This is a genomic window from Bradyrhizobium sp. SZCCHNS1022, from assembly GCF_032484835.1.
Lineage (GTDB): Bacteria > Pseudomonadota > Alphaproteobacteria > Rhizobiales > Xanthobacteraceae > Bradyrhizobium.
Map to the genome: position 1 here is coordinate 2780932 of NZ_JAUETT010000001.1, position 26873 is coordinate 2807804.

A 26873-nucleotide genomic window follows, 5' to 3' on the forward strand; every position below is an offset into this window, starting at 1 on the left:
TCACGCCACCTTGGTCTTGAGATGGCCGAACATGATGTTGCGGGCATCCTCGTCCAGTTCGGCTTTGAAGATGAACTTGTCCTTCAAGGCGAGCGCACGCTGTGCGGCCGGACGGCTCGTGACTTCGTCGACCAGACGCTTGAGGTTGGGATATTTCGTCAGCGCGTCGTCGCCGAACGCGAACGGCGCCATGCGGGCCCAACCCCACAGCGCCATGTCGACGATCGTATAGGTGTCCCCGACGATGTAGCGGCGCGTCGCCAGGCGATCGTCGATGATCTTGTAGTGGCGGTGCCCTTCATATTGATAGCGATTATGGGCGTAGTCGTGGTCCTGATCCTTGGGCGCGAAGTGCTTGAAATGGACCGCTTGACCAGAGTAGGGGCCGACGCCGGTCGCGACGAACATCAGCCATGAGAGCAGCTCAGCCCGATTCGCCGGCGTATCGGCAGGCAGGAACTTGCCGGTCTTCTCGGCGAGATAGAGCAGGATCGCGTTGCTGTCGAACACGACGACCCCGTCATCATCGATCGCAGGCACCTTTCCATTCGGATTGATTTGCAGGAACTCCGGCTTGAACTGGTCGCCTTTGCGGGTGTCGATGGCGATGGGCTCGTAAGCCAAGCCGGACTCTTCGAGGAACAGCGCGACCTTGGTCGGATTGGGCGAACCGTTGAAGTAGAATTTGAGCATTGGTGTTTCCCCTGGAGTGTTACTTGCGGCGTTGTGCACGGCGCGCTGCAGATAGACATCTCACGTAGACATTAACGGCGTGGGATCGCCGACCAAGTCGGAATGGATTTTTGTTGGTCCGGGCGGGTCCGAATGAGTTGTCTTGTCTCGGTGCACAGCATTTATCGCATTGCTGCTATTCGCGACGCGGATGGCCGGAACGAGCTCCATCACGTGCCCCGGCATGCCGCGGTTCGACGAATGGTGCAAATCGGCTCCGTTTTGGTGCGTATGCCAAGTGTTGCCGCGACAAAACAGCGCGACAAAATTAGAAACCATCAAAACGAGACCGTGATCCCAACATTCTTTCGACAAATGGAACCTGCGCAGCCTTATTGCGAACGAAGTCCTCGACGAAACGGCGCTGGGGGTTGCACTGAATCGTCGGAGGTCTGATGACGAATCGAGCGACGAGTCTGGTGCCGTGTCTCGCGGCGACCATGTTGGCCAGCGCGGCACTGGTGACGCTCCAGTTCCAACCGGCGTGGAGTGCTGATGACTGCCTGGCGAAGCCGAAGGAAGGCGTTGCAGGAAAGCATTGGTATTACCGGATCGACCGTGCGACGAAGCGTCAGTGTTGGTATTTGCGCGATGATGACCGCGGGCAGGGCGCGTCTCTCGCAGCGCGAAAAACTGCTGCGCAAGATGAACGCGCGAAGCTCTCCTCCGCGACGGCGAATGCGCATGCTGAATATGAGACGCAGGCCAGCTCCGGTAACGATGATGTGAAGCTTGCGCCCTCGCCTGAGTCGGCGAAACCTTCCGGAATGGTCCCATCAGGTGCGGCTCCGGTCGCGGATGCCGGACCGACACAGGGCGCCGCAGACGGCAGCGCCGCGCCGGCCGAAACGTCGACGATCGCGACCCGGTGGCCCGAGCAGACCTCCACCACGCTGCAGGCCCCCGCCGATCCGGTGCAGACTGCGCCGTCCTACAAGCTCGCCGCAGCTTCTGCACCTGCCATTCCTGCTGACGCAAGCGCATCTCCGGCGACGCCTGAGCCGGTGCGCGTGAGCGACACGACCTCTTCTTTCTCCGCCGCGCTGAGCACGGACGACGCCTCTCGGACCCAGTTGTTTGCTTTCCTCAGCGCGATCGCGCTGACCGGCTTTGCCACCAGTGTGCTGTTTGCGCGGGCGCGCGCCCGGCGCCGCATCCAGCTTGCGCCAGCGCAGATGCGGCGCAGCGCGCATTGGCCGGTTGAACCGGAGCTCGATCGGATGCAGCTGGCGCCGATGGATGATTACCCCTCGCTGCCGCAGCCGCGCGATCTCGAACAGCCGCGTCGATCCCGATTGTCGGTGGTCCCGCAGGACGACGTCCACTACGAGGAGCAATATCAGGTCGAAGATCTGCTAGCGCGGTACTCAGGACAGAACCGCCGGAGATCTTAGCCCGTTCAGCTTGCGGCCAGTTCGGAGCGAATTTCGGCGCGTAATTCGTCGATCAGTTTCAACCCGCTCTTGGTCTCGACATGCCAGAAGGTCCAGCCGTTGCACGCGGGCAGGCCTTGCGCCACCGCGCCGATGCGATGGATCGAGCCGACTTTATCGCCGAGCATGATGGCGCCATCGGCGCGCACCAGCGCACCGTACCGACGCTTGGCATCGACGAGCTTCGTCCCCGGCGGGATCATCCCGCGTTCGATCAACTCGGAGAACGCGACGCGCGGTGCCTCGCGCGCAGTCATGAACGGGGCCAGCGTCGCCTCGGGCAGCGGTTCGATTGCCGCGATGCGCGCCTCGGCGGCTTTGGCATAGGTGCGGTCGCGTTCGAAGCCGACGTAGCGGCGGCCGAGGCGTTTTGCCACAGCTCCGGTGGTGCCGGTGCCGTTGAACGGGTCGATCACGAGATCGCCGGGTCTTGAGGACGAGAGCAGCACCCGCGCCAGCAAGCCTTCCGGCTTCTGGGTGGGATGGATCTTCTTGCCGTCTTCGTCCTTCAGCCGCTCATCGCCGGTGCACAGCGGAATCAGCCAGTCGGAGCGCGCCTGCACGTCTTCATTGGCCGCCTTCAGCGCCTCGTAGTTGAACGTGTAACCTTTGGCCTTCTCGTCGCGCGCCGCCCAGATCATGGTTTCGTGCGCATTGGTGAAGCGACGGCCACGGAAGTTCGGCATCGGATTGGATTTGCGCCAGACGATGTCGTTCAGGATCCAGAAGCCGAGATCCTGCATGATGGCGCCGACGCGGAAGATGTTGTGATAGGAGCCGATCACCCACAAGGTCGCGCTCGGCTTCATCAGCCGCCGGGCGGCGAGCAGCCAGGCGCGGGTGAAATCGTCGTAGGCGGCAAAGGACGAGAACTTGTCCCAATCGTCGTTGACCGCATCGACATGCGATTCGTCAGGACGCTTGAGCTCGCCCTTGAGCTGCAGATTGTAGGGCGGATCGGCGAACACCAGGTCGACCGATGAGGCCGGCAATTTCGACATCTCGGCGACGCAGTCGCCGACGATGATGCTCGAGCTCTCGAGAGTCTCAAATTTGGTGCGGGGCGCCCTTGCAGACGCCCCGCGACGCGACACAACCATGACTCAAGAACTCTGACTCAGGCGACGCTGTCGGCGACGCGGGACCTAACAACCGACTGGCGCTACCTTGATCGCGCAAAGTAAAAATCGGCTTAACCGGGAAAATTTTTCGCATCATTGCGCGTTGATTCATCACGCGCCGTCCGATGTGCCGCGTGCAGGTGGCATCGGTCCAAGCTCGCTAAGCTGACGATCTGTCGACGGTTTATCCCGACGGCGTGCCGCGTTGCCGTCGCGTGCATGGGCAATCGCGGCGTGATTTGTCGGGCCGGCGCTAGGAAAAACTTGCCGGCCGGGTTATTGATTAACGGAGTGGAAATTCTACCTGTCTGCGGCGTTAGGTATTGCGTTTGCCCGCGTTGGATCAATCGAGGAAAGGCCGCCATGCGTTACGATGATTTTCGCCGCAGCGACGACGTTGAGGATCGTCGCGACGAAGGCGGAATGGGTGGCGGTATGGGTCTGCCGATGGGCGGTGGCGGGCTCGGCATCGGCACCATCATCGTACTCGGCCTGATCGGTTATGCCTTCGGCATCGATCCGCGAATCCTGATCGGTGGCGCCGAGATGGTCAGCCACAGCGGGCAGAGCTATCAGGCCGACCGTCGCTCGCCCGGCAAGACCGGCGCGCCGAAGGACGAGATGGGTGACATGGTCTCCGCGATTCTCGGCGAGATCGACGACCGCTGGAGCGAGATTTTCCAGGCCAGTGGCCAGAGCTACACCGGACCGAAGGTCGTGCTGTTTCGCAACGCCACCAATGGCGGGCGCTGCGGCATGGCGCAGTCGGCAATGGGGCCGTTCTATTGTCCGCCGGATCGCCAGATTTTCCTCGATACCAATTTCTTCCGCCAGGTCGAGACGCGCTTCCACGGTTGTTCAGGCAATGCCTGCAAGTTCACCGCGGCCTATATCATCGCGCATGAGGCCGGCCATCACATCCAGAACCTGCTCGGCATCCTGCCGCGGGTGACTCGGCTGCAGCAGCAGTCGGGCAGCAAGGCCGACGCCAATGCGCTGCAGGTGAAGGTCGAACTGCAAGCGGATTGCCTGTCGGGCGTCTGGGCCAATCGCGAGCAGAAGAAGCGTCCCGGCTATCTCGAAGAGGGCGATATCGACGCGGCGCTGACGACCGCTTCGGCTATCGGCGACGATACGCTGCAGCGGCAGGCGACGGGCCGCGTGGTGCCGGACTCGTTCACCCACGGTTCGGCGGCACAGCGCAAGCGTTGGTTCATGACCGGCTTCCAGCAGGGCACGGTGAAAGCCTGCGATACTTTCGGCGCAAATTCGCTGTGATGCGGGTCGGCGCCTGGAGTTGATGAAGGAGGTGACGATGTCATCGGCCGGTGAAGCCAAGCAGTTCATTCCGCTCAACATCGCGGTGCTGACCGTTTCCGATACGCGCTCGCTTGCCGACGACAAATCCGGCACGACGCTGAGCGATCGATTGACCACGGCCGGCCATAAGCTCGCGGCGCGTGAGATCGTCACCGACGATGTCGAGGCGATCCGTGCCGTGGTGAGGCGGTGGATCGCCGATCCCGGCGTCGACGTCGTCATTACCACCGGCGGCACCGGCTTCACCGGTCGCGACGTGACGCCGGAGGCCATCGAGCCGTTGTTCGAGAAACGGATGGACGGCTTCTCGATCGCCTTTCACATGCTGAGCCATGCCAAGATCGGCACCTCGACGATCCAGAGCCGCGCAACGGCGGGCGTTGCCGGCGCGACCTACATCTTCTGCCTGCCTGGGTCGCCCGGCGCGTGCCGCGATGCCTGGGACGGCATCCTGGCCGCGCAGCTCGATTATCGTACGCGCCCCTGCAACTTCGTCGAGATCATGCCGCGGCTCGATGAGCATCTGCGCCGGCCGAAGGCGCAGGGCGCCACGGTGTAGAGCGCGCCTCGTCGACTATAGCTTCAGCTCCCAGGTCTCGCCCATGAGATCGACGCCGAATGAACGATGCGGCTCTTCGGCGACGAGCTGGAAGCCCGCGCGCCGGTAGATGTCGCGTGCGGCAGTGAGGATGCTCTGCGTCCACAGCACGATGGTCCGGTAGTTCTTCTCGCGTGCGAAGCGGATGCACTGCTCGACCAGGGCGCGGCCGACACCGAGCCCGCGGGCCTTTTTCTCGACCAGCAGCAAGCGCAGCTTTGCGACATCATCCGTGCCCTTGACCAGAAAGATCGAACCCACCGGCTCGCCGTCGATCTCCGCGATCCAGCAATGCTCCCATTCAGCGTCGAAGGCGCGCAGGAATTGCGCGGTGATCTCCGCGACCAAGGCTTCGAATGAGATGTCCCAGCCATATTCGTCGGCATAGACGGCGCCATGGCGTGAGACCACCCAGCCGATATCGCCAGGACGATGGCTGCGGAGGAGAAAGGCCGACCGGGGCATCGCCCTCGGTTCAAGGACATCTTCGATTGTCGCCATCGCCTGCACCAGGCGGTCGCGGTCCCGCCCGGTGAGTTCGTCCAGCATCGCCGCGATCTCGCTCTGCGAACTACGGTCGAGCTTGGCGAAGCTCTGACGTCCCTTTGCGGTCAGGCCGAGCGCCTGCTGTCGTCGGTCCGATGGCAATGGCGTACGGATGATCAATCCCTTCTCGTCGAAGCTCTGGACGATGCGACTGAGATAGCCGGGATCGAGGTCGAGAGTGGCGGCGATCTCCTTGGCGGAGAGACCCTCGCCTTGAGCGAGTTCGTAGAGCACCCGCGCCTCGGAGAGCGAGAAGGGACTCTTCAGCAGGTGCTGGTCGAGCACCCCGAGCTTTTTTGTATAGAAGCGGTTGAAAGCCCGAACGGCGGAGACATGGCTGTCGGACTGCTGACCGTGGGGTGATGGATTGAGCATGGCGCACCTCGATACTTGCCATTGTCAATCGATTGATTGACTTTGGCAAGCATCTTGAGGGCCGCGCTAGATCATGACCATTCGGCTACGCAACAGGGTGCGCGAACGGCCGATCTGACGCAAAAGGCGGGTTTCCGCCCGACGGGCATTCGGGGCGTGGCCGCCGAGCTGCCGGTAATGGTCGCGTGCGATCAATAGCCCCTGGTCGCCGAGCGGACCGACCAGGGTGCGTGCGATCGCCCGAAGCCGGTCGCGAAAGCTGATCTCCGCATAGGGCGAGCGGGCGTAACGGAACACGCCGGCGCGGGGACGTCCAGACGCCGCCACGCTCTGGACGAACTGCACGGTCTCGTCGATCCAGCCGGGATCGAGCACGGCGCCGACCGGGAGAAACATCAGCCATGGCGCCTTGGCCTGGGCGGCGCCAGCGGCCAGCGCGGCCGCATGCGAGCCTTCGAATTTCATGAAGTTGCAGCCGGCAACGTCGGCGACCCGCTCGATCACGCTGGTGTCGGATGAGCGATCGACCAGGAGTACGTCGGTGATGACACCGGCTGCTGCGCCGGGGACCAGCGCGGACAACGTCGCCACCGCGGGCTGCTCCGCACCGTCAGTGGGAATGATCACACTCAACATGTCGCAGGCATTTGTTATCTAAGCGGCCACTGCGAACGTTGTTAGCATCTTGTCACAATCAAAACAGCCCTTTCGCTGCAGAATTTTGCGGCAGATGCTCAGGCGCGTCGCGTCGGATCGCGCTCACGCCGAATGACGTTTCAGCTCGTCTTGATCATCACTGCGCCAGCGCGCAATCTCTGCGAGTTCGGCTTCCGGACGGGTGGCGACGACCTCGCGCCGGCCGAGATAGATATCGCCCCGATCACCATCGATGGTGATCCAGTCCCCGCCGACGATCTGCGCTGCGCCAAGGCGCGCGCGGTCAGCCTCGGGCTCGGTCGTCAGGGCGCCGCAGCCGACGATGCACGGCTTTCCGAGCTGGCGGGCCACCAGTGCAGCGTGCGAGGTGCGCGCGCCGACCGACGTGACGATGCCGGCGGCCACCGCAAAGCCCGCGACATCGGCGGTCGATGTATCCGGCCGCATCAGGATGACGGGTTCGCCGCCGGCGGCGAGCCGCTCTGCATTCTCGGCATCGAACGCGGCTCGCCCCGCCGCGATCCCACCGGAGGCGCCGATGCCGGTCAGGACCGGTTCGCCCGCGGCGGCGAGCCGGGTCTCGACCAGTGCAGCGAGATCGACGTCGGCGAGCCGCGCGAGCGCCTCACGCGGCGTGATCAGGCCCTCCGATACGAGATCGATCGCGATCCGCAGCGCTGCACGCGGCGTGCGCTTGGCGGCGCGCGTTTGCAGGATCCAGAGCTTGCCGTCCTCGACCGTGAACTCGACGTCCTGCACGTCGCAGAACGCCTGCTCGAGCCGCTCCAGTATCGCGCCGAGTTCGGTCGTCAGGTTCGGTAGTGCGCGTGCGATGGTCTCCTCGGTGTCGGGCGTGCGGCGGCCGGAGACGACGTCCTCGCCCTGGGCGTCCAGCACCAGATCGATCATCGGCTTGCGCGCACCGGCCGAGGGATCGCGCGAGAACGCGACACCGGCACCGGAGGCGAAGCCGCCATTCCCGAACACCATCGCCTGAACCGTGACCGCCGTGCCGCGCAGATGGTCGAGGTTCTGCAGCTTGCGATAGGTCCGCGCGCGCTCGCTCATCCAGGACTGATAGACGGCGCGTGCGGCTGCCTCGAGTTGCGCGGCGGCGTCTTCCAGCCAGCCGTCGCTGCCGACCTCGACCAGCGCCTGTTCGTCGGTCGCGAGCCGCTCCATTGCGGCACTGTCGAGCTCGCGATCGCTGGCGACGTCTTCGCGCGCGATGAGTTCGGCAAGCTGAGCCGCGAGCGGTGCCGGATCGAGACCGAGCACCGCCTCCGCATAGCTCTCAATGAAGCGGCGGCGGCAATCCCATGCAAGCCGCGGCCGCCCGGTGGTGCGGATCAAGCCACGCACCGCAGCCGACGTGCAGCCGACATTGAGCACGGTGTCGAGCATGCCCGGCATCGAGCGGGCTGCGCCGGAGCGCACCGAAACGAGCAGGGGACGGCGATGGTCGCCGAAGATCTTGCCGGTCGAGTGTTCGAGATAGGCTACGCCGTCCTTCAAACCGTCACGTAGATCATGTTCGGCCTGTGTCTTCCCGGCGATGATGTCGGCACAGAGCTCCACGGGAAGCACGAAGGCGGGTGGCACCGGCAGGCCAAGCGCGGCCATCCGCGCCAGATTGGCGGCTTTGGCGCCGACGATGTCGGCCGGGCGCTGTTCGGTCGCGGTGCCGCCGATGCGGACGATAGACATGGGCTCATCCTTACGCAGAGAGATCGGTCATGATGTGCTGACGCAGAAGATGGCCGAAACCGGCGAGGCGATCGGTCGAGCGCTCGATCGCGCGCGCCAGTTCCAGGAGCGAGAGCGAGGTCGCCACGTCGAAGCCGCCGATGAAGACCAGGGCGGTGATCGTCCGCTCCTGCGCGTCTGCCGCATGTTCGGTATCCATCAGGCGGACCACCGCGGCGAGCGCATCTTCGGCATCGGCCTGGCGGCCCTCGGGCACTTCGACTGCTGCGGCGAGGCCGCTGGCCGCAGCCTCGATCGCGGCAATGGCAACGCCGCAGAGATCGCACAGCGCCCCGAGCGGTTTGCCGCCGATGCAGGCCGGCGCCAGCGAGGCGATGAAGGCCGCCTGCTCCAATTCGTCGATCGCCTCCTCGACGCGGTCGACCAACTGGCCGACCAGCGGCTTGGCGTTGAGCCGTGCGACCTCGTGCCGGGCTTCGATCGCGATGCGATCGGCCTTCTGTTCGATCCGGCCGGCGCGCATCGCGAGCAGTTTGCCGTCTGCGGGGCGTCCGGCTTGCAGTGCGGAGAGGTGACGGGCGAGGCCGCCGGCGATGTCGTGGGCGAGCCCAAGCTGCCGCATGACGATGGTCAGCAGGGCGCTATCGGCGCGGTCGAGATGGCGCACCAGATCGGCCTCGATCTGATCGCGGACCAGCCGTACCGAGCGTCCTGCCAAGAGCCCCTCGGTCGAGGCGCGTAGCGCCGCTTTCAGAAAATCGATCGCAGCGTTGCGGCCGAGCGCTTGGTCCAGCCGCTCGCCGAAGCCGATCCGATTGGGGGCGGCATTGCGCACGGCAGCTGCCAGCAGGTCATTGCCGCCGAGCTGGAGAAAGGCGCGATGGCCGACCCGATTGCGCGCAGCCCAATCGAGGATGCGCGCGGCATCGTCCTTGGCGACCCAGCTGCGCAGCAGCTTGCGGGCCTTGTTCCAATCGATCAGGAACACCAGCGCGGCGCCGAGTGCGGCGAGGAAGTCATCGCGTGCTTTGGCGCTGTCGCCGTCGAACTGGCCGGTCACGAGAAAGAAAGCGTTCTCTTCACCAAGACCTGCGGCGTCGTGGCGATCGAGTCCGCTCCAATGCGCGGCAAAGGCATCGAACAGCTGGATGAAGAATTTCGCCCGCACCAGATGCACGTCGGTGTAGGTCACGGTGACCGCGTTATTCCGGACCGAGATCACCATGACATGGGCGTCGGTGGTGCCGATATCGTTCTGGATCAGGAGGCGATCGCCGGAGCGGGTAGCCATCGTGTCCAGGCCCGGGTGATCGAATTTCAGGGCGTGCGTGGCGTTGAGCCCGCGCATGAAGGCCGCGACCGCCGGGCGATCCGCTTCGGTGAGGCCATAGACATGGGCGCCGTCAAGCAGTTCCTCTGCACAGTCGGCAGCCATCCGGTTCAGCGTCTTGTGCAGATCCATCACCAGGAGGTGTAGGCTGTCGGCGCTTTCCTGCGCCTTGGTGAGCCGTGCCACGCGCGCGAATTCGACGTCGTTGCCGCCCTCGAGCAGGCCTGCGCCACGGATGGCGGCGAGCCGCTTCTCGGCGGCGTCACCCTCGGTGGGACGGCCGCCGGCCACGGCGCGGATCATCGCGCGCGCGTCGTCTTCGATATGCCTGATCAATTGCGGTAGCCCTGGCGCCGCCAAGCGTCCCTCCGCAGTCCGATGGGCGCCGCCGATCAAGGTGGAGAGATCGGCCGATGTGATCCCTGCGGCCCGGCTTTCGGCCGACAGATCCGTCAGCCGCCGCTCGGGCGCTCGCGCATGCTGGCTCGCAGCCTGCAGCGCGCTCAGGCGCACCTTGATGCGGTCGTTGGCGGCAAGACCATCCGCAATCAGTTGCGGCAGCAGAATGTCGGCCTGGCCGAGCTCTTTGATGATCTGCGATTTCATGGCGGCGTCTGGTCAGAGACTGATGGTGCCAGTCTGCCTGACCGGGCCGGCCGGCTGTTGCGCTAGATCATTCATCCAGCCGTCACATTGGCGCGCCCCGCCGATCAATCTCCTGCTTCCTGCGGCGTGAGACCGCCGGCACTGTTCGGCCACACCCAGTCGCGGATCTCCGGCATGTCCTCGCCGTGCTGGCGGATGTAGCGGGCGTGCTCGATCAGGGCGTCCCGGAACTTTTGCTTCACATGGGCGGCCGAGATGCAGAGCCCCGGCACGCGCTCGATCGCTTCGATCGCAAGATGAAAGCGGTCGAGCTCGTTCAGCACCACCATGTCGAACGGCGTGGTCGTGGTGCCCTCTTCGATGAAGCCGCGCACGTGCATGCCGTCATGGTTGGTGCGGTTGTAGGTCAGCCGGTGAATGAGATGCGGATAGCCATGATAGGCGAAGATCACCGGCCTATCGATCGTGAACATGCTGTCGAAATCGCGGTCGCTGAGGCCATGCGGATGCTGGTCCTTCGGCTGCAGCGTCATCAGATCGACGACATTGACGACGCGGATGTTCAAATTCGGCAGCGCCTTGCGCAAGAGGTCGACAGCGGCGAGCGTCTCCAACGTAGGGATGTCGCCGGCGCAGGCCATCACGACGTCGGGCTCCTGGTCGGCGGGCCCGGTGCCGGCCCACGGCCAGATGCCGATGCCGGCTTCGCAATGCGTGGCGGCTTCCTTCATGGTCAGCCATTGCGGCGATGGCTGCTTGCCGGCGACGATCACGTTGATGCGGTCATAGGTGCGCAAGCAGTGGTCGGCGATCCATAGCAGCGTATTCGCATCCGGCGGGAAGTAGGTGCGGACGATGTCGGCCTTCTTGTTGGAGACGAGATCGATGAAACCGGGGTCCTGATGGCTGAAGCCGTTATGGTCCTGGCGCCAGACATGCGAGGTCAGGAGGTAGTTCAGCGATGCGATCGGCCGCCGCCAGGGCAGGGCGCGCGAGACCTTCAGCCACTTGGCATGCTGGTTGAACATGGAATCCACGATGTGGATGAAGGCCTCGTAGCAGGAGAACAAGCCGTGGCGGCCGGTGAGCAGATAGCCTTCGAGCCAGCCCTGGCAGAGATGCTCGCTCAACACTTCCATGACGCGGCCATCATGGGCGAGGTGCACGTCGTAAGGCTCGATCCCTTCCATCCAGACCCGGTCGGTGGCGTCGAACACCGCATCGAGCCGGTTGGACGCGGTCTCGTCGGGACCCATGATGCGGAAGTTTCTGTTGTCCGCATTCAGCTTGACGACCTCACGCAGGAACTTGCCGAGCTCGCGAGTGGCCTCGGCGATGACGGCGCCGGGTGAGGACACCTCCACCGCGAAGGCGTGATAGTCCGGCAGTTTCAGCTCGCGCTTGAGGAGTCCGCCATTGGCGTGCGGATTGGCGCCCATCCGGCGCGGACCATGCGGTGCCAACGCCTGCAGCTCCGGCATCAGTCGGCCGTCGCCGTCGAACAGCTTCTCCGGCTCATAGCTCTTCATCCAGGATTCGAGCAAAGCGAGGTGCTCGGGTTTGCCGCGGGGATTGGCGATCGGCACCTGATGCGCGCGCCAGAAGCCCTCGACCTTCAGGCCATCGACCTCCTTTGGCCCGGTCCAGCCCTTGGGGCTACGCAGCACGATCATGGGCCATTTGGGCCGGCGCACATTCGCATCCTGCTGGCGAGCGCTCTGCTGGATCGAGCGAATGCTCGCGAGTGCGACATCGAGCGCGTCGGCCATCGCGCGGTGCATGGCTTCCGGTTCATCGCCCTCGACGAATAATGGCTCGTAGCCATAACCCTCGAATAGCTGCCGGACCTCGGTATCGCTCATGCGGCCGAGCACGGTCGGATTGGCGATCTTGTAGCCGTTGAGATGCAGGATCGGCAGCACCGCGCCGTCATGTGCGGGGTTCAGGAATTTGTTGGAGTGCCAGGAGGTGGCCAACGGCCCGGTCTCGGCCTCGCCATCGCCGACCACGCAGGCGACGATCAGGTCGGGATTGTCGAAGGCTGCGCCATAGGCATGCACCAGCGCGTAGCCGAGCTCGCCGCCCTCGTGGATCGACCCCGGCGTCTCCGGCGCCGCGTGGCTCGGGATGCCGCCGGGGAAGGAGAACTGCCGGAACAGCTTGCGCATGCCGTCCACGTCGCGCGTGATGTCCGGGTAGATCTCGCTGTAGGTGCCTTCCAGATAGGTGTTCGCCACCATGCCCGGGCCGCCATGGCCTGGGCCGCAGATATAGATCACGTCGACGTCCTGCGCGCGGATCGCCCGGTTCAGATGCGCATAGATGAAGTTCAGTCCCGGCGTGGTGCCCCAATGACCGAGCAGCCGCGGCTTGATGTGGTCAGGACGCAGAGGTTCGCGCAGCAGCGGATTGTCGAGCAGGTAGATCTGCCCCACCGAAAGATAGTTGGCCGCACGCCAGTAGCGATCGAGCAGCTCCAGATCGCTGGCCAGCTTGTTCTGCTCTGTGGGGGTGATTTGCATGGGACCTCGCTGACCCGTTCCGTTCAAGGTAGGCGCACGGAAAGAGTGACGGCGAACCCGGCTCGTTCCATCCGGTCGGTAGGATAGAACGGGATTGTGATAGCGAGCTTGCGCTGGCGCAGACCTCGACCATTGGCATTCTTGTTCTTTGTTTGTACTTTTGTTCTTGCTTTGTTCGTAATGTCTGCTATCTCTTGGCCATGAGCCGAGCATCTTCACATGCCCTCAAGCACCCGCCGGTCAAGGCGCCCTCCGAGCCGGCGGGTGCACCTCCAAGTTCTGCTGATTTTCCCGAGCTCGCTGTCGCCATCGACCAGGGCCGGCGACGCGGCCGGGGTGCACAATCCAACGCCAGCGGCCGCTATGAGGCTGAGGCGCGGGTCGCCTTCGACGACGGCTGGCAGAGTCTGGAGGAGTTACCGCCCTTCAAGACTACGGTCGCGACCGACACCTCACGCAAGGTTATCACCCGCAACGATTCGCCCGATATCGGGTTCGATCGCTCGATCAATCCCTATCGGGGCTGCGAGCATGGCTGCGTCTATTGTTTTGCCCGGCCGACCCATGCCTTTCTCGGCCTGTCGCCGGGGCTCGATTTCGAGTCCAAGCTGTTCGCCAAGCCGGACGCGCCGGCGCTGTTGGAGAAGGAGCTTTCCGCGCCGGGCTACGAACCTCGGATGATCGCGATCGGCACCAATACCGATCCATATCAGCCGATCGAGCGCGAGCGGAAGATCATGCGCGGCATCCTCGAGGTGCTGGAGCGGGTTGGCCATCCCGTCGGGATCGTGACCAAGTCGGCGCTAGTTGTGCGTGACGCCGACATCCTGGCGCGGATGGCCAAGAAGAACCTCGCCAAGGTGGCGATTTCAGTGACGACGCTCGACCCGAAGCTGGCGCGAACCATGGAGCCGCGCGCTTCGACGCCGTCGAAACGGCTGGAGGCGCTGCAGGCCTTGTCCAAGGCCGGCATCCCCACCACGGTGATGGTCGCACCGGTGATCCCTGCGCTCAACGACAGTGAGATCGAGCGCATTCTCGATGCGGCCGCCCATGCCGGCGTCAAGGAAGCCGCCTATGTTTTGCTTCGGCTGCCGCTTGAGGTGCGCGACCTGTTCCGGGAATGGCTGCTCGAGCATTACCCGGACCGCTATCGCCACGTCTTCACTCTGATCCGGGATATGCGCGGTGGCCGCGATTACGACTCGCAATGGGGTACCCGGATGAAGGGTACCGGACCGATGGCCTGGATGATCGGGCGCCGCTTCGAGATTGCCTGTGAAAGACTGGGGCTGAACAAGCGCCGGTCGAAGCTCACCACCGACCATTTCGTGCGCCCGAAGGGGGGCGGGCAGCAGCTCAGCCTGTTCTAGGAAACGTCAGTTGCAGGGAGAGTACAATGAGCGCAGGCCTGTTGCCATCGACGCCGCGGCTCACCGTCATCACGCTGGGCGTCGCTGACATGCGCGCCAGCATTTCGTTTTACGAGGCGCTGGGTTTTGCCCGAAAATTTCGGGCAACCGGCGAGGCGGTGGCGTTCTTCGACACAGGCAGCAGCGTGCTCGGACTCTATCCCTGGGACGATCTCGCGCGGGAGGCGGGTCTGTCGGGGAAATCCCGTCCGGAGACGTTTCGTGGCCTGACATTGGCGTGGAATTGCAGGTCGATCGAGGAGGTCGATCGAGCCTTGCAGCTCGCGTTGTCAATCGGAGCCACGCTGCTGAAGCCAGCGCAGAGCACCGATTATGGCGGTTACGCCGGGTATTTTGCCGATCCCGACGGGCATGTTTGGGAGGTGGTCGTCGCGCCCGGAATCGAGGTCGGTCCGGACCAACGGGTCCATCTTCCAGATTAGAGGCGGAGGATAGCGGGAATTTCGGCCGAGTTCCCGGTTGCGTGATTCGGCCGGCTTAAGCACGATCGCGGTCATGATTCGGGATCCAGCCAAAAAGCCTGCCAAGCCTGCGAAAGCCGGGAAGGGCGCCGCCAGGACCGCCGCTAAGACCGCATCCAAGGCGGGCGACGTCGCGTTGGCGAAGCCCGCCAAAGGCGTCATTGCGGTGGCGCTGCCGAGCTTTCGTCGCGAGCGCGCGTTGCGGAAGCAGGGGATCTGGCCGGTCGCCGGCTGCGACGAGGCCGGACGGGGGCCGCTCGCAGGTCCGGTCGTTGCTGCGGCCGTGGTGCTCGACCCCAAGCGGATCCCCAAGGGCCTGGACGATTCGAAACGGCTCACGGCCGAGCAGCGCGAGGTGCTGTTCGAGAAGATCTGCAAGACCTCGGCCTTTGCAGTGGCCTTCGCCTCACCTCAGCGGATCGATCGCGACAACATCCTGCGGGCCTCGCTGTGGGCGCTCTCGCGCGCCGTCGGTGCGCTGCCGGAGCCGCCGAAGCATGTTTTCGTGGACGGTCGTGACAAGATCGAGGTCGACTGCAATTGCGAGGCTGTGATCGGCGGCGATGGCCTGGTGATGTCGATCGCGGCCGCGTCCATCGTCGCCAAGGTGACCCGCGACCGGCTGATGTGCGCGCTGGCGCAGGATTGTCCGGGTTATGGCTTCGAGCAGCACAAGGGCTACGCCGTCCCGGAGCATTTGGCCGCGCTCGACCGCCTCGGACCCTCGGTCCATCATCGCAGCCTGTTCGCGCCGGTAGTGGCCGCGCGCCGGAAACACCAGCCTTGGACGGTGATGCCCGAGCCTGACCTGTTTGCCGAGACGGCAGTGGTCACATCGGCGGAAGTTGCAGTTGGCTTGTAATGCCGATTGCCTCAGCGGGGCCGCGGTCTTAATAATTTTGGCGTCCAACCAGCACCAAGCGTCACTCCTCGCTACGGGCCGCCGCCCACCTCGGCCTCGCGGTTTCGACCGCCAGATCGACCTAGACGGCTCCAAGTGAACGAGAGACGATCGCCAGCGATCCAGCCTCCCATGCGTTTCACATCCCTGGTCGTCGAACTGATTCGCGCCCGGCCGCGGCTGGTCGTGGTGATCGTGCTGTTGTGCCAGGCGCTGTTGTGGCTGGCGGTCGCGGTCTTGTTCTACCGCAGCCCTCCCGGCAATCTCGCGACGGTCCTCGCCTTCGGCCGGGAATATCAGGTCGGCACCGATCTCGGGCCGCCGCTGTCGTTCTGGCTGGCCGATATCGCCTATCGGCTGGTGGGTAATCACATGATCGGCGTGTACCTGTTGGCGGCGCTCTCGTCGGCGGTGACCTTGTGGGCCGTCTTTGCGCTCGGACGCGCGATCGTTGGAAGCCAGCACGCCGTGCTCGCAGTCCTTCTGACGATGACGGTGACCGCGTTCGGTGCGCCGACACTGGATTTCGGCCCAGACGTTCTCACCCGCCCGCTCTGGGCGCTGCTGCTGCTGCATACTTGGCAGATCCTGGGACAGAACCGGCGCAATGCCTGGTTCGCCTGGTCGATCGAGGCCGGATTGTTGCTGCTGACGACCTCGGCGGCCTTCGGCTTGCTGTTGTTGATCGTCGGCTTTGTCGTGTCCAGCGCGCGAGGGCGGCGCATCCTGAGATCGTTCGATCCCCTGTTTGCTCTGCTGGTCGTGCTGGTCCTGGCGCTGCCTTACCTGATCTTCGTCGTTCGCGCCGATACCGTCACCTGGCCCGCATTGCCTGTGCTGGCCGAACTCGGCGAACGCGCAGTGCTGTGGCTTTGGCTGCTTGGCGGCCTCCTGCTCGCCATGGCGGCGATCTGGCTGCTGGTTGTTCTCAATGCGAGCTGGGTCAGCGGCGATGAGACCGATGCGCCGATCATCTATCGGCCTGCGCTCGTGCCGCTTGCACGGGACTTCGTCTATTGCTTTGCGCTCGCGCCTCCGCTCACCTTCAGCCTGCTGTCGGGCCTGTTCGGCCGTGACACGGTGATCACCGGTCCCGGCGTCACCCTGTTGATGTCGGGACTGGCCGTCGTGGTTGCGTCTGGCGAGGTGATCCGCCTGCACCGACAGCGGCTGTTGCGCGCGGTATGGGCCGCCGCAATCGCCGCACCGGCGGTGCTCGTGGTCGGTACGACCCTGGTGCTGCCCTGGACCGGCGGCAGCGAGCTTCGGACGGCGATGCCGAGACGGCAGATCGCGCAGTTCTTCGTCGAGAGTTTCACTCGCCGTACCAATCAGCCTTTGCGCGTGGTCGCCGGCGATCCCGAACTTGCGGGCCTGATCGCGCTCGGCCACGGCCGGCCGCATCTGTTCCTGGATGCGACGCCGCAGCGGACGCCGTGGGAGAGCTTCGCCAAGTTCAATGAGACCGGGGGCATCGTCGTCTGGCGCGCTGCAGACACGGTCGGCACGCCGCCCCCCGAGATCGCGCAACGTTTCCCCGGCATCGTGCCGGAGGTGCCGCGCTCTTTCGATTGGCTGATCAACGGCCGTCAGCCGTTATTGCGGATCGGCTGGGCGATCGTGCGCCCGAAGGGGAAGTAGACGAGGAACGCGGGGGGGGGGCGCGGCCTTAAATCGCCAGCACCTTCTCGATGGCGCGCAGATCCTGCCAGGACAATCGCTTATAGGACGGCGAGCGCAACAGATAGGCGGGGTGGAAGGTCGCGATCGCGCGGATTACCCGCTTGCCGGTGTCATATTCGATCCAACGCCCGCGCGTGCGCATGATGCCCTCGCGGGTGCCGAGAATGGCCTGCGTCGAGGGATTGCCGAGCGTGACCAGCACGTCAGGGTCGACCAGTTCGATCTGGCGCTTGATAAAGGGCAGGCAGATCTGCGTCTCCTGCGGCGTCGGCGTCCGGTTGCCCGGTGGCCGCCAGGGGATGACATTGGCGATGTAGACCTTGGTGCGGTCGAGCCCGATGGCGCCGATCATGCGGTCCAGGAGCTTGCCGGAACGCCCGACAAAGGGCAGCCCCTCGATGTCCTCGTCGCGGCCCGGCGCCTCGCCGACGAACATGATGCGGGCCTGCGGGTTGCCGTCGGCGAAGACCAAACGCGTCGCGGTGTTCTTCAGCGCACAGCCGTCGAAGGTTTCGAGCAGGGCGCGGAGTGCCTCCAGGGTCGGGGCGGTGCGCGCCGCTTCCCGCGCCGAGGCGATCGCGGCATCCGGCGGAGGTGGCGGTTCGCCGCGCGGCGGAATAACCGCGGGCGCTGCGCGGAAGGGTTGCGGCGGCGGCGCGTCGCGGGCTACAGGAGCGCTGGCCATGGGCGCAGGCTCGGGCTCGGCCAGCCGGTTGACCGGCGCGTCGTCCAGCGCGCAGTCGACGCCGGCCTCCGAATAGAAGGCGAGCAGTTGCCTGATGTTGGGGAGGGGCTCGGGTGTCATGGGAATGGTCAGTCGAGGCCAGCATACGCCGCATCCGCCCCTGACGGAATGCATTTCCGTGGTTGTCCTTCCCGGAAAAATCGGAAACAAGAGGGCGAATACCCCTTAAACCCAGGGAAGAAACGCTCGCAAAAGGGCTGAGACCGAAAAAACATGAGCATCGAAGAATTACCTCCGCGCGAATCCATGGAGTTCGACGTCGTCATCGTCGGCGCAGGCCCCTCGGGGCTCTCGGCCGCGATCCGGCTCAAGCAGATCAATGCCGACCTCAACATCGTCGTCGTTGAGAAAGGCTCCGAGGTCGGCGCGCACATCCTGTCCGGTGCCGTCATCGATCCGACCGCGCTCGACAAGCTCATTCCGGATTGGCGCACGGACGATGACTGTCCGCTGAAGACCCAGGTCAAGGTCGACAAGTTCTTCTGGATGACCGAGAGCAGTGCGATCTCGCTGCCGGCCTTCATGATGCCGCCGCTGATGGACAATCATCATTGCTACATCGGCTCGCTCGGCAATGTCTGCCGCTGGCTTTCGCGCAAGGCCGAAGCGCTTGGGGTCGAGATCTATCCGGGCTTTGCCGCCACCGAAGTGCTCTATGATGAACACGGTGCCGTGCGCGGCATCGCCACCGGCGACATGGGCATCGCCAAGGACGGCTCGTTGAAGGCGTCCTTCACCCGCGGCATGGAACTGCTCGGCAAGTACACCCTGTTTGCCGAAGGCGCGCGCGGCAGCCTGTCCAAGCAGCTGATCGCGAAGTTTGCGCTCGACGCCAACAGCGAGCCTGCGAAATTCGGTATCGGTCTGAAGGAGGTCTGGCAGATCGATCCGGCCAAGCATCAGAAAGGCCTGATCCAGCATTCCTTCGGCTGGCCGCTCGACACCAGGACCGGCGGCGGCTCGTTCCTTTATCACTACGACGACAATCTGGTCGCGGTCGGCTTCGTCGTGCACTTGAACTACAGCGATCCCTACCTCTCGCCGTTCGAAGAGTTCCAGCGCTTCAAGACGCACCCTGCCATTCGTGCGGTGTTCGAAGGCGGCAAGCGGCTGGCCTATGGTGCCCGCGCGATCACCGAAGGCGGCTATCAGTCGGTGCCGCGGCTGTCCTTTGCCGGCGGCGTGCTGATCGGCTGCGCGGCCGGCTTCGTCAACGTGCCGCGCATCAAGGGCGTGCACAATGCGATGGGCAGCGCCATGCTGGCGGCCGAGCATGTCAGCGCCGCGATCGCGGCGGGGCGTGCCAATGACGAGTTGGGCGAATACGAGAACGCCTGGCGCGGCTCTCCGGTCGGCCAGGATCTCTACAAGGTTCGCAACGTCAAGCCGCTGTGGTCGAAGTTCGGCACCGTGATCGGCGTCGTGCTCGGCGGCCTCGACATGTGGTGCAACACGCTCGGCTTCTCGCTATTCGGCACCCAGTCGCATGGCAAGCCCGATCGCGCCACGCTCGATCCCGCCAGGGCGCACAAGCCGATTCCGGCGGCCAAGCCCGACGGCAAGCTGACCTTTGACCGCCTGTCATCGGTGTTCCTCTCCAACACCAATCATGAGGAAGACCAGCCGGTGCACCTGAAGGTGGCCGACATGGCGCTCCAGAAGAGTTCGGAACGCGACGTCTATGCCGGGCCGTCGGGCCGCTATTGCCCGGCCGGGGTTTACGAATGGGTCGAGGAGGGCGCGAGCTCGCGCTTCGTCATCAACGCCCAGAACTGCGTCCACTGTAAGACCTGCGACATCAAGGATCCGAACGGCAACATCACCTGGGTTCCGCCGGAGGGCGGCGGCGGCCCGAACTACGAGGCGATGTAATGCACGATTGCGTGAGCCGGCTGTCGAATCCCCGACCGCCGGTCACGATACGGCCATAGTAAACGCGTTTCAGGCAGCCACTTTGCCCGTCCCACGGAGGGCTGTTCGATCGAAACGCCCGGCCGTCCTTGCGGTTGGCCGCCAAACGCGGCATTGTCGGCGCTTCGGAGAGCTGCCGATTTGGGTCGTGTCCGCAACGATCTCTCGTGATTTCCACCAACCAGAGCGAACCGTGATGTCATCAACTCGTCGCAACCGCTGGACTGCCGTCGCCCTTGCCGCATTGCTGCTTCCGGTTGCAGCCGCGGCGCAGACGCCGGATCGTCCGAGCGACAGCGCCGCGCAGTTTCCGACCAGCCACGACCTGAAATCGCTCACCACCTCCGGCAGCTATCTCGCCGCGCGCCATGCCAGCGTCGAGCGCGATGCGGCCTCCGCGGCGGCCTTCTATCGCTCCGCGCTGCGCAGCGATCCGAAGAACAACGAACTGCTCGACCGCGCGTTCATCTCATCGGTCGCCGATGGCGACATCGATGAAGCGGTCAAGCTCGCCGAGCGCATCCTGACCGTCGACAAGTCCAACAAGATCGCGCGCCTCGTCGTCGGCGTGCAGGACATCAAGCAGAAGAAATACGCGGCCGCGCAGGCCAACATCAACCAGTCGGTGCGCGGTCCGATCACCGATCTCGTCGCCACGCTGCTGTCCGCCTGGGCGGCCTATGGCGCGGGCGATACCAAGACGGCGGTCGCGAATATCGACAAGCTCGCTGGTCCCGAATGGTATCCGATCTTCAAGGACCTGCATGCGGGCATGATCTATGAGCTCGCCGGCAAGGAGAAGGACGCCGGTGCGCGCTTCGAGCGCGCCTATAAGCTCGACGATTCGATGCTGCGGATCACCGAGGCCTATGCGCATTGGCTCTCGCGCAACAAGGACGCCGCTTCTGCGACCGCCATCTATGAGGCGTTTGACAAGAAGCTCGCGCGGCATCCGCTGGTGATGGAAGGTCTGCGCGAGACCAAGGCCGGCAAGAAGCTGCCGCCGCTGGTGGATTCGGCGCAGGCCGGTGCGGCCGAGGCGCTCTATGGAATCGGCGCGACGCTGACCCGCCGCGGCGGCGAGGATCTCGCGCTGGTCTATCTGCAGCTCGCGCTGCATCTGCAGCCGAACCACCCGCTGGCGCTGCTGTCGCTCGCGGATCTCTACGAGACCGTGAAGAAGCCGCAGATGGCGATCAAGGTCTATGAGCGGGTGCCGGCGTCGTCGCCCTTGAAGCGCAATGCGCAGATCCAGCTTGCGACCGATCTCGACCAGGCCGACCGCAGCGACGAGGCGATCAAGATCCTGAAGGACGTGATCGCGCAGGATTCGAAGGACCTCGAAGCCATCATGGCGCTCGGCAATATCGAGCGTGGCCGCAAGAAGTTCGCCGACTGCGCCCAGACCTATTCGCTCGGCATCGACTCGCTGCCGCCGAACAACGACAAGGCCAACAGCATCTATTACTACTATCGCGGCATCTGCGAGGAGCGTTCCAAGCAGTGGCCCAAGGCTGAGGCCGATATGCGCAAGGCGCTGGAGCTGCAGCCCGATCAGCCGCATGTCCTCAACTATCTCGGCTATTCCTGGATCGACCAGGGCACCAACCTCGACGAAGGCATGAAGATGATCAAGCATGCCGTCGAGCAGCGGCCCGACGACGGCTACATCGTCGACTCGCTCGGCTGGGCCTATTACCGCCTCGGCAATTACGAGGAGGCGGTGAAGAACCTCGAGCGTGCGATCGATCTGAAGCCGGAAGATCCGACCATCAACGATCACCTCGGCGATGCCTATTGGCGTATCGGTCGCAAGCTGGAAGCCAAGTTCCAGTGGGCACATGCGCGCGACCTCAAGCCCGAGCCGGACGACCTGCCGAAGATCGAGGCCAAGATCCAGAACGGCCTGCCGGACGAGCCTACGCCGGCAGCGGCTTCCGCCGACAATAAGGACGCCGCTGTTGACAAGAAGAAGGACGACGGCAAGGAAGACGGCAAGGGCGGCTGAGAGCCGCAGCTTGGGGGCTTTCCGCCGATGCCGGCGTCCGGGACAGAGTGCAGCGCAGACTGGCTCAGCGATCAGGCGCGCGCCAAGGTCAATCTGACCTTGCGCGTGGTCGGTCGTCGTGCCGACGGCTATCATGACCTCGAAAGCATCGTGGCGTTTGCAGATTGCGCCGATCAGCTGGGTCTGGCGCCGGGCCCGGAATTGGCCCTGACCGCGGCCGGGCCGCTGGCCGCAGCCTGCGGTGAGACCTCGGACAACCTGGTGCTGAAGGCCGCGCGGCTGTTGTTGGATGCGGTTCCTGATCTGAAGTTCGGTGCGTTCACGCTGGAGAAGGTGTTGCCGGTCGCGGCCGGGATCGGCGGCGGCTCAGCTGACGCGGCGGCGGCGCTGCGGCTGCTGGCGCGGTTGAACGGTCTTGCGCTCGACGATCCCAGGCTCGTGGCGGTGGCCCTGAAGACCGGAGCCGACGTGCCGGTGTGCCTGGCATCGCAGGCCTGCGACATGACCGGTGTCGGTGAGAAGCTGCTGCCGCTCGATATTCCGGTCCTGCCGTGCGTGATGGTCAATCCGCGCGTGCCGGTGGCGACCAAGGACGTGTTCCAGGCGCTGGGGCTGAGGCCGGGAGATCTGCGGGTCGGTGTCACCGATGTGGTGACCGCGCCGGCATGGCCGGAAGCGGGGGCCTCGATAACCGATTGGGTCCATGCCCTCGAGCGGGTGCCGAATGATCTCGAGCAGCCAGCGCTCAAAGTGCAGCCCGTCATCGCCGACGTGCTGGCGACCCTCGGGACCTGCGCAGGCGCGCTGCTGGTGCGGATGTCGGGCTCGGGTGCGACCTGCTTTGCCATCTTCGGCGATGCTGCCGAAGCGCAAACCGCCGGACGGCGGATCGGCACCGACCACCCGGAGTGGTGGGTGCATGCGGGGACGCTGAGTTAAGTAACGCTCGTCATTGCGAGAGCGCTAGCGACGAAGCAATCCAGAATCTTCAGGTCGGCTCTGGATTGCGTCGCTTCGCTCGCAATGACGGAAACTGCTAATGCGACCTCGCCAGGCAGAACGCGACTACTTGTTCCAGCGCGGTCTTCATGGGCGAGGCCGGGAATAGCGCCAGCGCATCGACCGCCATGGCGCCGTAGTGCTGGGCGCGGCTGATGGTGTCCTCCAGGGCGCGATGCTTGTTCATCAGCCCGATCGCGTGATCGAGATCGGCATCGCCGATCTCGCCGCGCTCCAGCGCGCGGATCCAGAAGGCGCGCTCGCTGTCGCTGCCACGGCGGAACGCCAGCACCACGGGCAGCGTGATCTTGCCCTCGCGGAAATCGTCGCCGATGTTCTTGCCGAGCTTTGCCGACTTGCCGCCATAGTCGAGCACGTCATCAACGAGCTGGAAGGCGATGCCGAGATTCATGCCGACCGACCGGCAGGCGGTCTGCTCGGCCTTGGGCCGGTTGGCCAGCACCGGACCGACTTCGCAGGCGGCTGCGAACAGTTCCGCGGTCTTGCCGCGGATCACGGCGAGATATTCGTCCTCGGTGGTCGCGGTGTTCTTGGCGGCCGCGAGCTGCATCACCTCGCCCTCGGCGATGGTGGCGGCCGCAGCGGAGAGAATGTCGAGCGCGCGCAGCGAGCCGACCTCGACCATCATGCGGAAGGCCTGGCCGAGCAGGAAGTCGCCGACCAGCACGCTCGCCTCGTTGCCCCACAGCATGCGCGCGGACAATTTGCCGCGGCGCATTTCGCTCTCATCGACGACGTCGTCGTGCAGCAACGTCGCGGTGTGCATGAATTCGACGGCGGCGGCGAGCTTGATGTGGCCGTCGCCGGTGTATCCGGCGAGGTTGGCCATGGCGAGCGTCAGCATCGGCCGCAGTCGCTTGCCGCCGGAAGAGATCAGATGGTTGGCGACCTCCGGGATCATCGTCACGTCCGATCCGGTCCGCGAAAGAATCGTGGCGTTGACCCGTTCCATGTCGGCGGCAACCAGCGCGACAAGCCCGTCGATCGAAGCGCTCGATGGGCTCTCGAAAGGTACAATCACCGCCACGCTGGTCTCCGCTCTTGCCAATCTAGTGTCCCGGCTCTGACATTCGTATCATGTTGCGGCGAATGCTTATACGAATGCCGGAGCCGGGACATGAGCTGCACAATAGAAACTGCGGCGCGGCGCGGCAAGGCTTGACACGGAACCTTGACCGGGCCGGACAGGGAGGCAGGACGCTTGCGGGAATTGGTTCGAACCAACGACATCGTGCTGGTTTCGGCGATCGAGGCGCTGCTGCAGGGCGCCAATATCGATCACCTGGTGCTGGACCAGAACATGAGCGTCATCGAGGGCTCGCTCGGCATCCTGCCGCGGCGAATCCTGGTGCATGAGGACGACAATGTTCAGGCCCGCCGGCTGCTGACCGAGGCTGGTCTTGCACATGAGTTGCGCCCTGATGAATGAGGCCGCCGCCTTTTCCGAGGATGCCTTTCTCGGCGGGCGGTTGCGGCTGCGCCAGCCGATTTCAGGTCATCGCGCCGGGCATGATGCGATCCTGCTCGCGGCGGCCACGGCCGTGCGCCCGGACGACCGTGTGGTCGATCTCGGCGCAGGCGTCGGCGCGGCGGGTCTTGCCGTAGCGGCGCGGGTCGGCGGGCTCGCGTTGACGCTGGTCGAGATCGATCCCGATCTCGCAGCTCTCGCGCGCCACAATGCCGCGGCCAATGCGATTCCGGCTGATGTCATCGTGTGCGATGTGACCGGCGAAGCGAGCGCCCTTGCCGGCGCAGGGCTTGCGCCTGACAGCTTCGATGTCGTGCTGATGAATCCACCGTTCCATGATGCCGGCCGGCACCGGGCATCGCCCGATCCTGCACGCTCCCTAGCACATATGGCCGAGCCTGCAACTTTAGGTGCATGGATTCACGCGGCCCGGCGGATGTTGAAATCCGGCGGCGCGCTCACCCTGATCTGGCGGGCCGATGGGGTGGGCGAGGTGTTGGCGGCACTGTCACGCGGCTTCGGCAGCCTGGTGCTGCTGCCAGTTCATGGCGATGTGAGGAAGCCTGCGATCCGGATCCTGGTGCGCGCCATCAAGGGTGGACGCGCGCCGCTTCAGATCCTGGCTGGTATTGCGCTGAACCCATCCCCGGGCCAGCCAAATGCTGTGATCGAGGCCGCGATGGCGGGGCAGGGCACGTTGCCGCTTGCCCCCATGAATCGCAAGGCGAACGCTTGAGGTAGGCTCGGCGTTATTGCGGCAGCGTTTCCGAGCGGCGCTCGGGGACCGCGGTGAAGCGGATGGCGGTGAGGAGCGTCCCGAGCAGCAGCACCAGCAAATAAATCTTCATATGTTCCTCCGCCGCCCCTGCATCTGCTAACCACGCGATTACATCGCGCGTTCCAGCCGTTTGGATGGCAGCGGCGCGATAAAAAATGGTTAATTCGAGGTAAGTCGATGGTGGACAATTTGACCCAAGCCGACAGCACGCCCACCTTGTTCGAGCGTTGGAAGGCGATGCTGCCGGCGAGGCTCCGGGGGGCGCCTGTCGTCCCTGTCGTCCGCCTGTCGGGTGTGATCGGCGCGGTGACCCCGCTGCGGCCGGGACTGACGCTTGCCGGCGTCGCCAAGATGCTGGAGCGGGCATTCTCGATGCGCAACGCCAAGGCGGTGGCGCTCGTGATCAATTCTCCCGGCGGCTCGCCGGTGCAGTCCCGCCAGATCTACTTGCGCATCCGCCAACTCGCGGCGGAGAAGAAGCTGCCTGTGCTGGTGTTCGTCGAGGATGTCGCCGCCTCCGGCGGCTACATGATCGCCTGCGCCGGCGATGAGATCTTCTGCGATCCGTCGTCGATCCTGGGTTCGATCGGGGTGGTCGGCGGTTCGTTCGGTGTTCATGAGTTGATCAAGAAGATCGGGATCGAGCGCCGGCTCTATACGGCCGGCGAGCACAAGGCGATGCTCGATCCGTTCCTGCCTGAAAACCCGGATGACGTGGCGCGGCTGAAGAAGATCCAGCGCGAGATCCACGCGCTGTTCATCTCGCTGGTGAAGGAAAGCCGTGGCATCCGTCTGAAAGGTCCGGACGACGTGCTGTTCACCGGCGAATATTGGGCCGGCGACAGCGCCATTCAGCTCGGGCTCGCCGATGCGGTCGGCGATCTGCGCGCGACCTTGCGAACCCGGTTCGGCGAAGAGGTCGTAACGCCCGTCGTGGTGCCGCCGGGAGGTATGCTGAGCGGGCTGCTCGGCCGCCGTTCGCCGGGAGCCGGCAGTCTGGCGGGAGCGCTCGGCGGCTGGAGCGGCCTTGCCGAGGAAGTGATCTCAGCGGTCGAAACACGCGCGATTTGGGCCAGATTCGGGCTGTAAACACGCGCCATCCGCGCCATTTGGTCCCAGCGATCCCAATTGCCTGGGGAACCCGGATCGGCGAATATATCAGTGGGGGTGGCTCTCCTCACGAGGATGAAGGAACGACCGATGCCGCCGTTTGTCGCCGTTGCTGGTGTGCTGGGCGGGCTTGCCATGGTCCGCTGGGCCTATAAGACCGCACAAAGGATCAATCGGGAGCTGGAAGAGGTCCGGCTGTCGCGCATGGCGGAAACCGCGCATGCCGGCGAAATCAAGACGCTGCGCCGCGACCCCGTCACCGGCGCCTACCGGCCGGGCTGAGGCTCGCCGTAAGCCTTGCAGTAACCCTTGCAAATGGCGGCGCTAGTCGCCGCCATTGCCTTGATTCCTGGCCCACCCGCCGATACGGTCCGCGCGCTTTTCCCCGCTTTGCGCAAAGACTGATAC

23 protein-coding genes are annotated in these 26873 nt (G+C 64.7%); 14 read left to right on the top strand and 9 right to left on the bottom strand.

What is annotated here, in order from left to right:
• Positions 1–693 carry a glutathione S-transferase family protein gene (locus tag QX071_RS12580; protein WP_315706730.1) on the bottom strand — a complete coding sequence of 231 codons (693 nt, stop codon included), beginning with the start codon at positions 691–693 and terminating at the stop codon, positions 1–3.
• A 434-nt stretch (positions 694–1127) separates the two neighbouring features.
• Between QX071_RS12580 and QX071_RS12585 the strand changes: the two genes are divergently transcribed.
• Complete coding sequence (locus QX071_RS12585; protein WP_315706729.1) at positions 1128–2126, top strand: hypothetical protein; 999 nt, start codon at positions 1128–1130, stop codon at positions 2124–2126.
• A gap of 5 nt (positions 2127–2131) precedes the next feature.
• On the opposite strand, the gene QX071_RS12590 is transcribed toward QX071_RS12585, so the two are convergent.
• Positions 2132–3265, bottom strand: coding sequence for a site-specific DNA-methyltransferase (locus QX071_RS12590; protein ID WP_315706728.1), 1134 nt, complete (start codon positions 3263–3265; stop codon positions 2132–2134).
• 384 nt (positions 3266–3649) lie between these two features.
• Here QX071_RS12590 and QX071_RS12595 point away from each other — a divergent pair, with 384 nt between their 5' ends.
• On the top strand, positions 3650–4564 hold the full coding sequence (locus tag QX071_RS12595) for a neutral zinc metallopeptidase (RefSeq protein WP_315706727.1): 915 nt from the start codon (positions 3650–3652) through the stop codon (positions 4562–4564).
• A gap of 37 nt (positions 4565–4601) precedes the next feature.
• Entirely contained in the window at positions 4602–5165 is a 564-nt protein-coding gene (moaB, locus tag QX071_RS12600) for a molybdenum cofactor biosynthesis protein B (RefSeq protein WP_315706726.1), read from the top strand.
• A 15-nt stretch (positions 5166–5180) separates the two neighbouring features.
• Here the strand turns inward: moaB and QX071_RS12605 are convergent, their stop codons facing one another.
• The 5 genes from QX071_RS12605 to QX071_RS12625 all read right to left on the bottom strand — a co-directional run bounded on the left by QX071_RS12605 (position 5181) and on the right by QX071_RS12625 (position 12947).
• Positions 5181–6125 (bottom strand): helix-turn-helix domain-containing GNAT family N-acetyltransferase, encoded by a 945-nt coding sequence (locus QX071_RS12605; protein ID WP_315706725.1) that lies wholly within the window; start codon positions 6123–6125, stop codon positions 5181–5183.
• Positions 6126–6191: 66 nt separating this feature from the next.
• The gene (locus QX071_RS12610; RefSeq protein WP_315706724.1) at positions 6192–6761 is read right to left on the bottom strand and encodes a glycosyl transferase; all 570 of its coding nucleotides are present in this window, start codon (positions 6759–6761) and stop codon (positions 6192–6194) included.
• Between the two features lie 123 nt (positions 6762–6884).
• Positions 6885–8489, bottom strand: coding sequence for a PEP/pyruvate-binding domain-containing protein (locus QX071_RS12615; protein ID WP_315706723.1), 1605 nt, complete (start codon positions 8487–8489; stop codon positions 6885–6887).
• A 10-nt stretch (positions 8490–8499) separates the two neighbouring features.
• A complete protein-coding gene (locus QX071_RS12620) occupies positions 8500–10425 on the bottom strand; it encodes a hypothetical protein (RefSeq protein WP_315706722.1) in 1926 nt (641 codons plus the stop codon).
• A gap of 104 nt (positions 10426–10529) precedes the next feature.
• A complete protein-coding gene (locus tag QX071_RS12625) occupies positions 10530–12947 on the bottom strand; it encodes a phosphoketolase family protein (protein WP_315706721.1) in 2418 nt (805 codons plus the stop codon).
• A 200-nt stretch (positions 12948–13147) separates the two neighbouring features.
• On the opposite strand from QX071_RS12625, the gene QX071_RS12630 reads away from it, so the two are divergent.
• The 4 genes from QX071_RS12630 (at position 13148) to QX071_RS12645 (ending at position 17383) form a co-directional block, all read left to right on the top strand.
• A complete protein-coding gene (locus QX071_RS12630; RefSeq protein WP_315706720.1) occupies positions 13148–14320 on the top strand; it encodes a PA0069 family radical SAM protein in 1173 nt (390 codons plus the stop codon).
• Between the two features lie 26 nt (positions 14321–14346).
• Positions 14347–14802, top strand: a complete 456-nt coding sequence (locus QX071_RS12635; protein WP_315706719.1) for a VOC family protein — start codon at positions 14347–14349, stop codon at positions 14800–14802.
• A 73-nt stretch (positions 14803–14875) separates the two neighbouring features.
• Positions 14876–15703 carry a ribonuclease HII gene (locus QX071_RS12640; protein ID WP_315706718.1) on the top strand — a complete coding sequence of 276 codons (828 nt, stop codon included), beginning with the start codon at positions 14876–14878 and terminating at the stop codon, positions 15701–15703.
• Between the two features lie 171 nt (positions 15704–15874).
• Complete coding sequence (locus QX071_RS12645; RefSeq protein WP_315706717.1) at positions 15875–17383, top strand: glycosyltransferase family 39 protein; 1509 nt, start codon at positions 15875–15877, stop codon at positions 17381–17383.
• Between the two features lie 28 nt (positions 17384–17411).
• On the opposite strand, the gene QX071_RS12650 is transcribed toward QX071_RS12645, so the two are convergent.
• Entirely contained in the window at positions 17412–18230 is an 819-nt protein-coding gene (locus QX071_RS12650; RefSeq protein ID WP_315706716.1) for a uracil-DNA glycosylase, read from the bottom strand.
• Between the two features lie 153 nt (positions 18231–18383).
• Between QX071_RS12650 and QX071_RS12655 the strand changes: the two genes are divergently transcribed.
• The 3 genes from QX071_RS12655 to QX071_RS12665 all read left to right on the top strand — a co-directional run bounded on the left by QX071_RS12655 (position 18384) and on the right by QX071_RS12665 (position 23028).
• Positions 18384–20042: an electron transfer flavoprotein-ubiquinone oxidoreductase gene (locus tag QX071_RS12655; protein WP_315706715.1), complete on the top strand. Its 1659-nt coding sequence runs from the start codon at positions 18384–18386 to the stop codon at positions 20040–20042.
• 235 nt (positions 20043–20277) lie between these two features.
• Positions 20278–22089 (top strand): tetratricopeptide repeat protein, encoded by a 1812-nt coding sequence (locus QX071_RS12660; RefSeq protein WP_315728403.1) that lies wholly within the window; start codon positions 20278–20280, stop codon positions 22087–22089.
• Between the two features lie 27 nt (positions 22090–22116).
• Positions 22117–23028: a 4-(cytidine 5'-diphospho)-2-C-methyl-D-erythritol kinase gene (locus QX071_RS12665; RefSeq protein ID WP_315706713.1), complete on the top strand. Its 912-nt coding sequence runs from the start codon at positions 22117–22119 to the stop codon at positions 23026–23028.
• Positions 23029–23125: 97 nt separating this feature from the next.
• Here the strand turns inward: QX071_RS12665 and QX071_RS12670 are convergent, their stop codons facing one another.
• Positions 23126–24136 (bottom strand): polyprenyl synthetase family protein, encoded by a 1011-nt coding sequence (locus tag QX071_RS12670; protein ID WP_315706712.1) that lies wholly within the window; start codon positions 24134–24136, stop codon positions 23126–23128.
• A 174-nt stretch (positions 24137–24310) separates the two neighbouring features.
• On the opposite strand from QX071_RS12670, the gene QX071_RS12675 reads away from it, so the two are divergent.
• The 4 genes from QX071_RS12675 (at position 24311) to QX071_RS12690 (ending at position 26747) form a co-directional block, all read left to right on the top strand.
• On the top strand, positions 24311–24538 hold the full coding sequence (locus tag QX071_RS12675; RefSeq protein ID WP_315706711.1) for a DUF2007 domain-containing protein: 228 nt from the start codon (positions 24311–24313) through the stop codon (positions 24536–24538).
• Entirely contained in the window at positions 24531–25313 is a 783-nt protein-coding gene (locus tag QX071_RS12680) for a tRNA1(Val) (adenine(37)-N6)-methyltransferase (protein ID WP_315706710.1), read from the top strand. Before QX071_RS12675 ends, QX071_RS12680 begins: the two co-directional genes overlap by 8 nt.
• 219 nt (positions 25314–25532) lie before the next feature.
• Positions 25533–26444, top strand: a complete 912-nt coding sequence (locus QX071_RS12685) for a S49 family peptidase (RefSeq protein WP_409977541.1) — start codon at positions 25533–25535, stop codon at positions 26442–26444.
• 111 nt (positions 26445–26555) lie between these two features.
• The gene (locus QX071_RS12690; protein WP_315706709.1) at positions 26556–26747 is read left to right on the top strand and encodes a hypothetical protein; all 192 of its coding nucleotides are present in this window, start codon (positions 26556–26558) and stop codon (positions 26745–26747) included.
• The last annotated feature ends 126 nt before the right edge of the window (positions 26748–26873 follow it).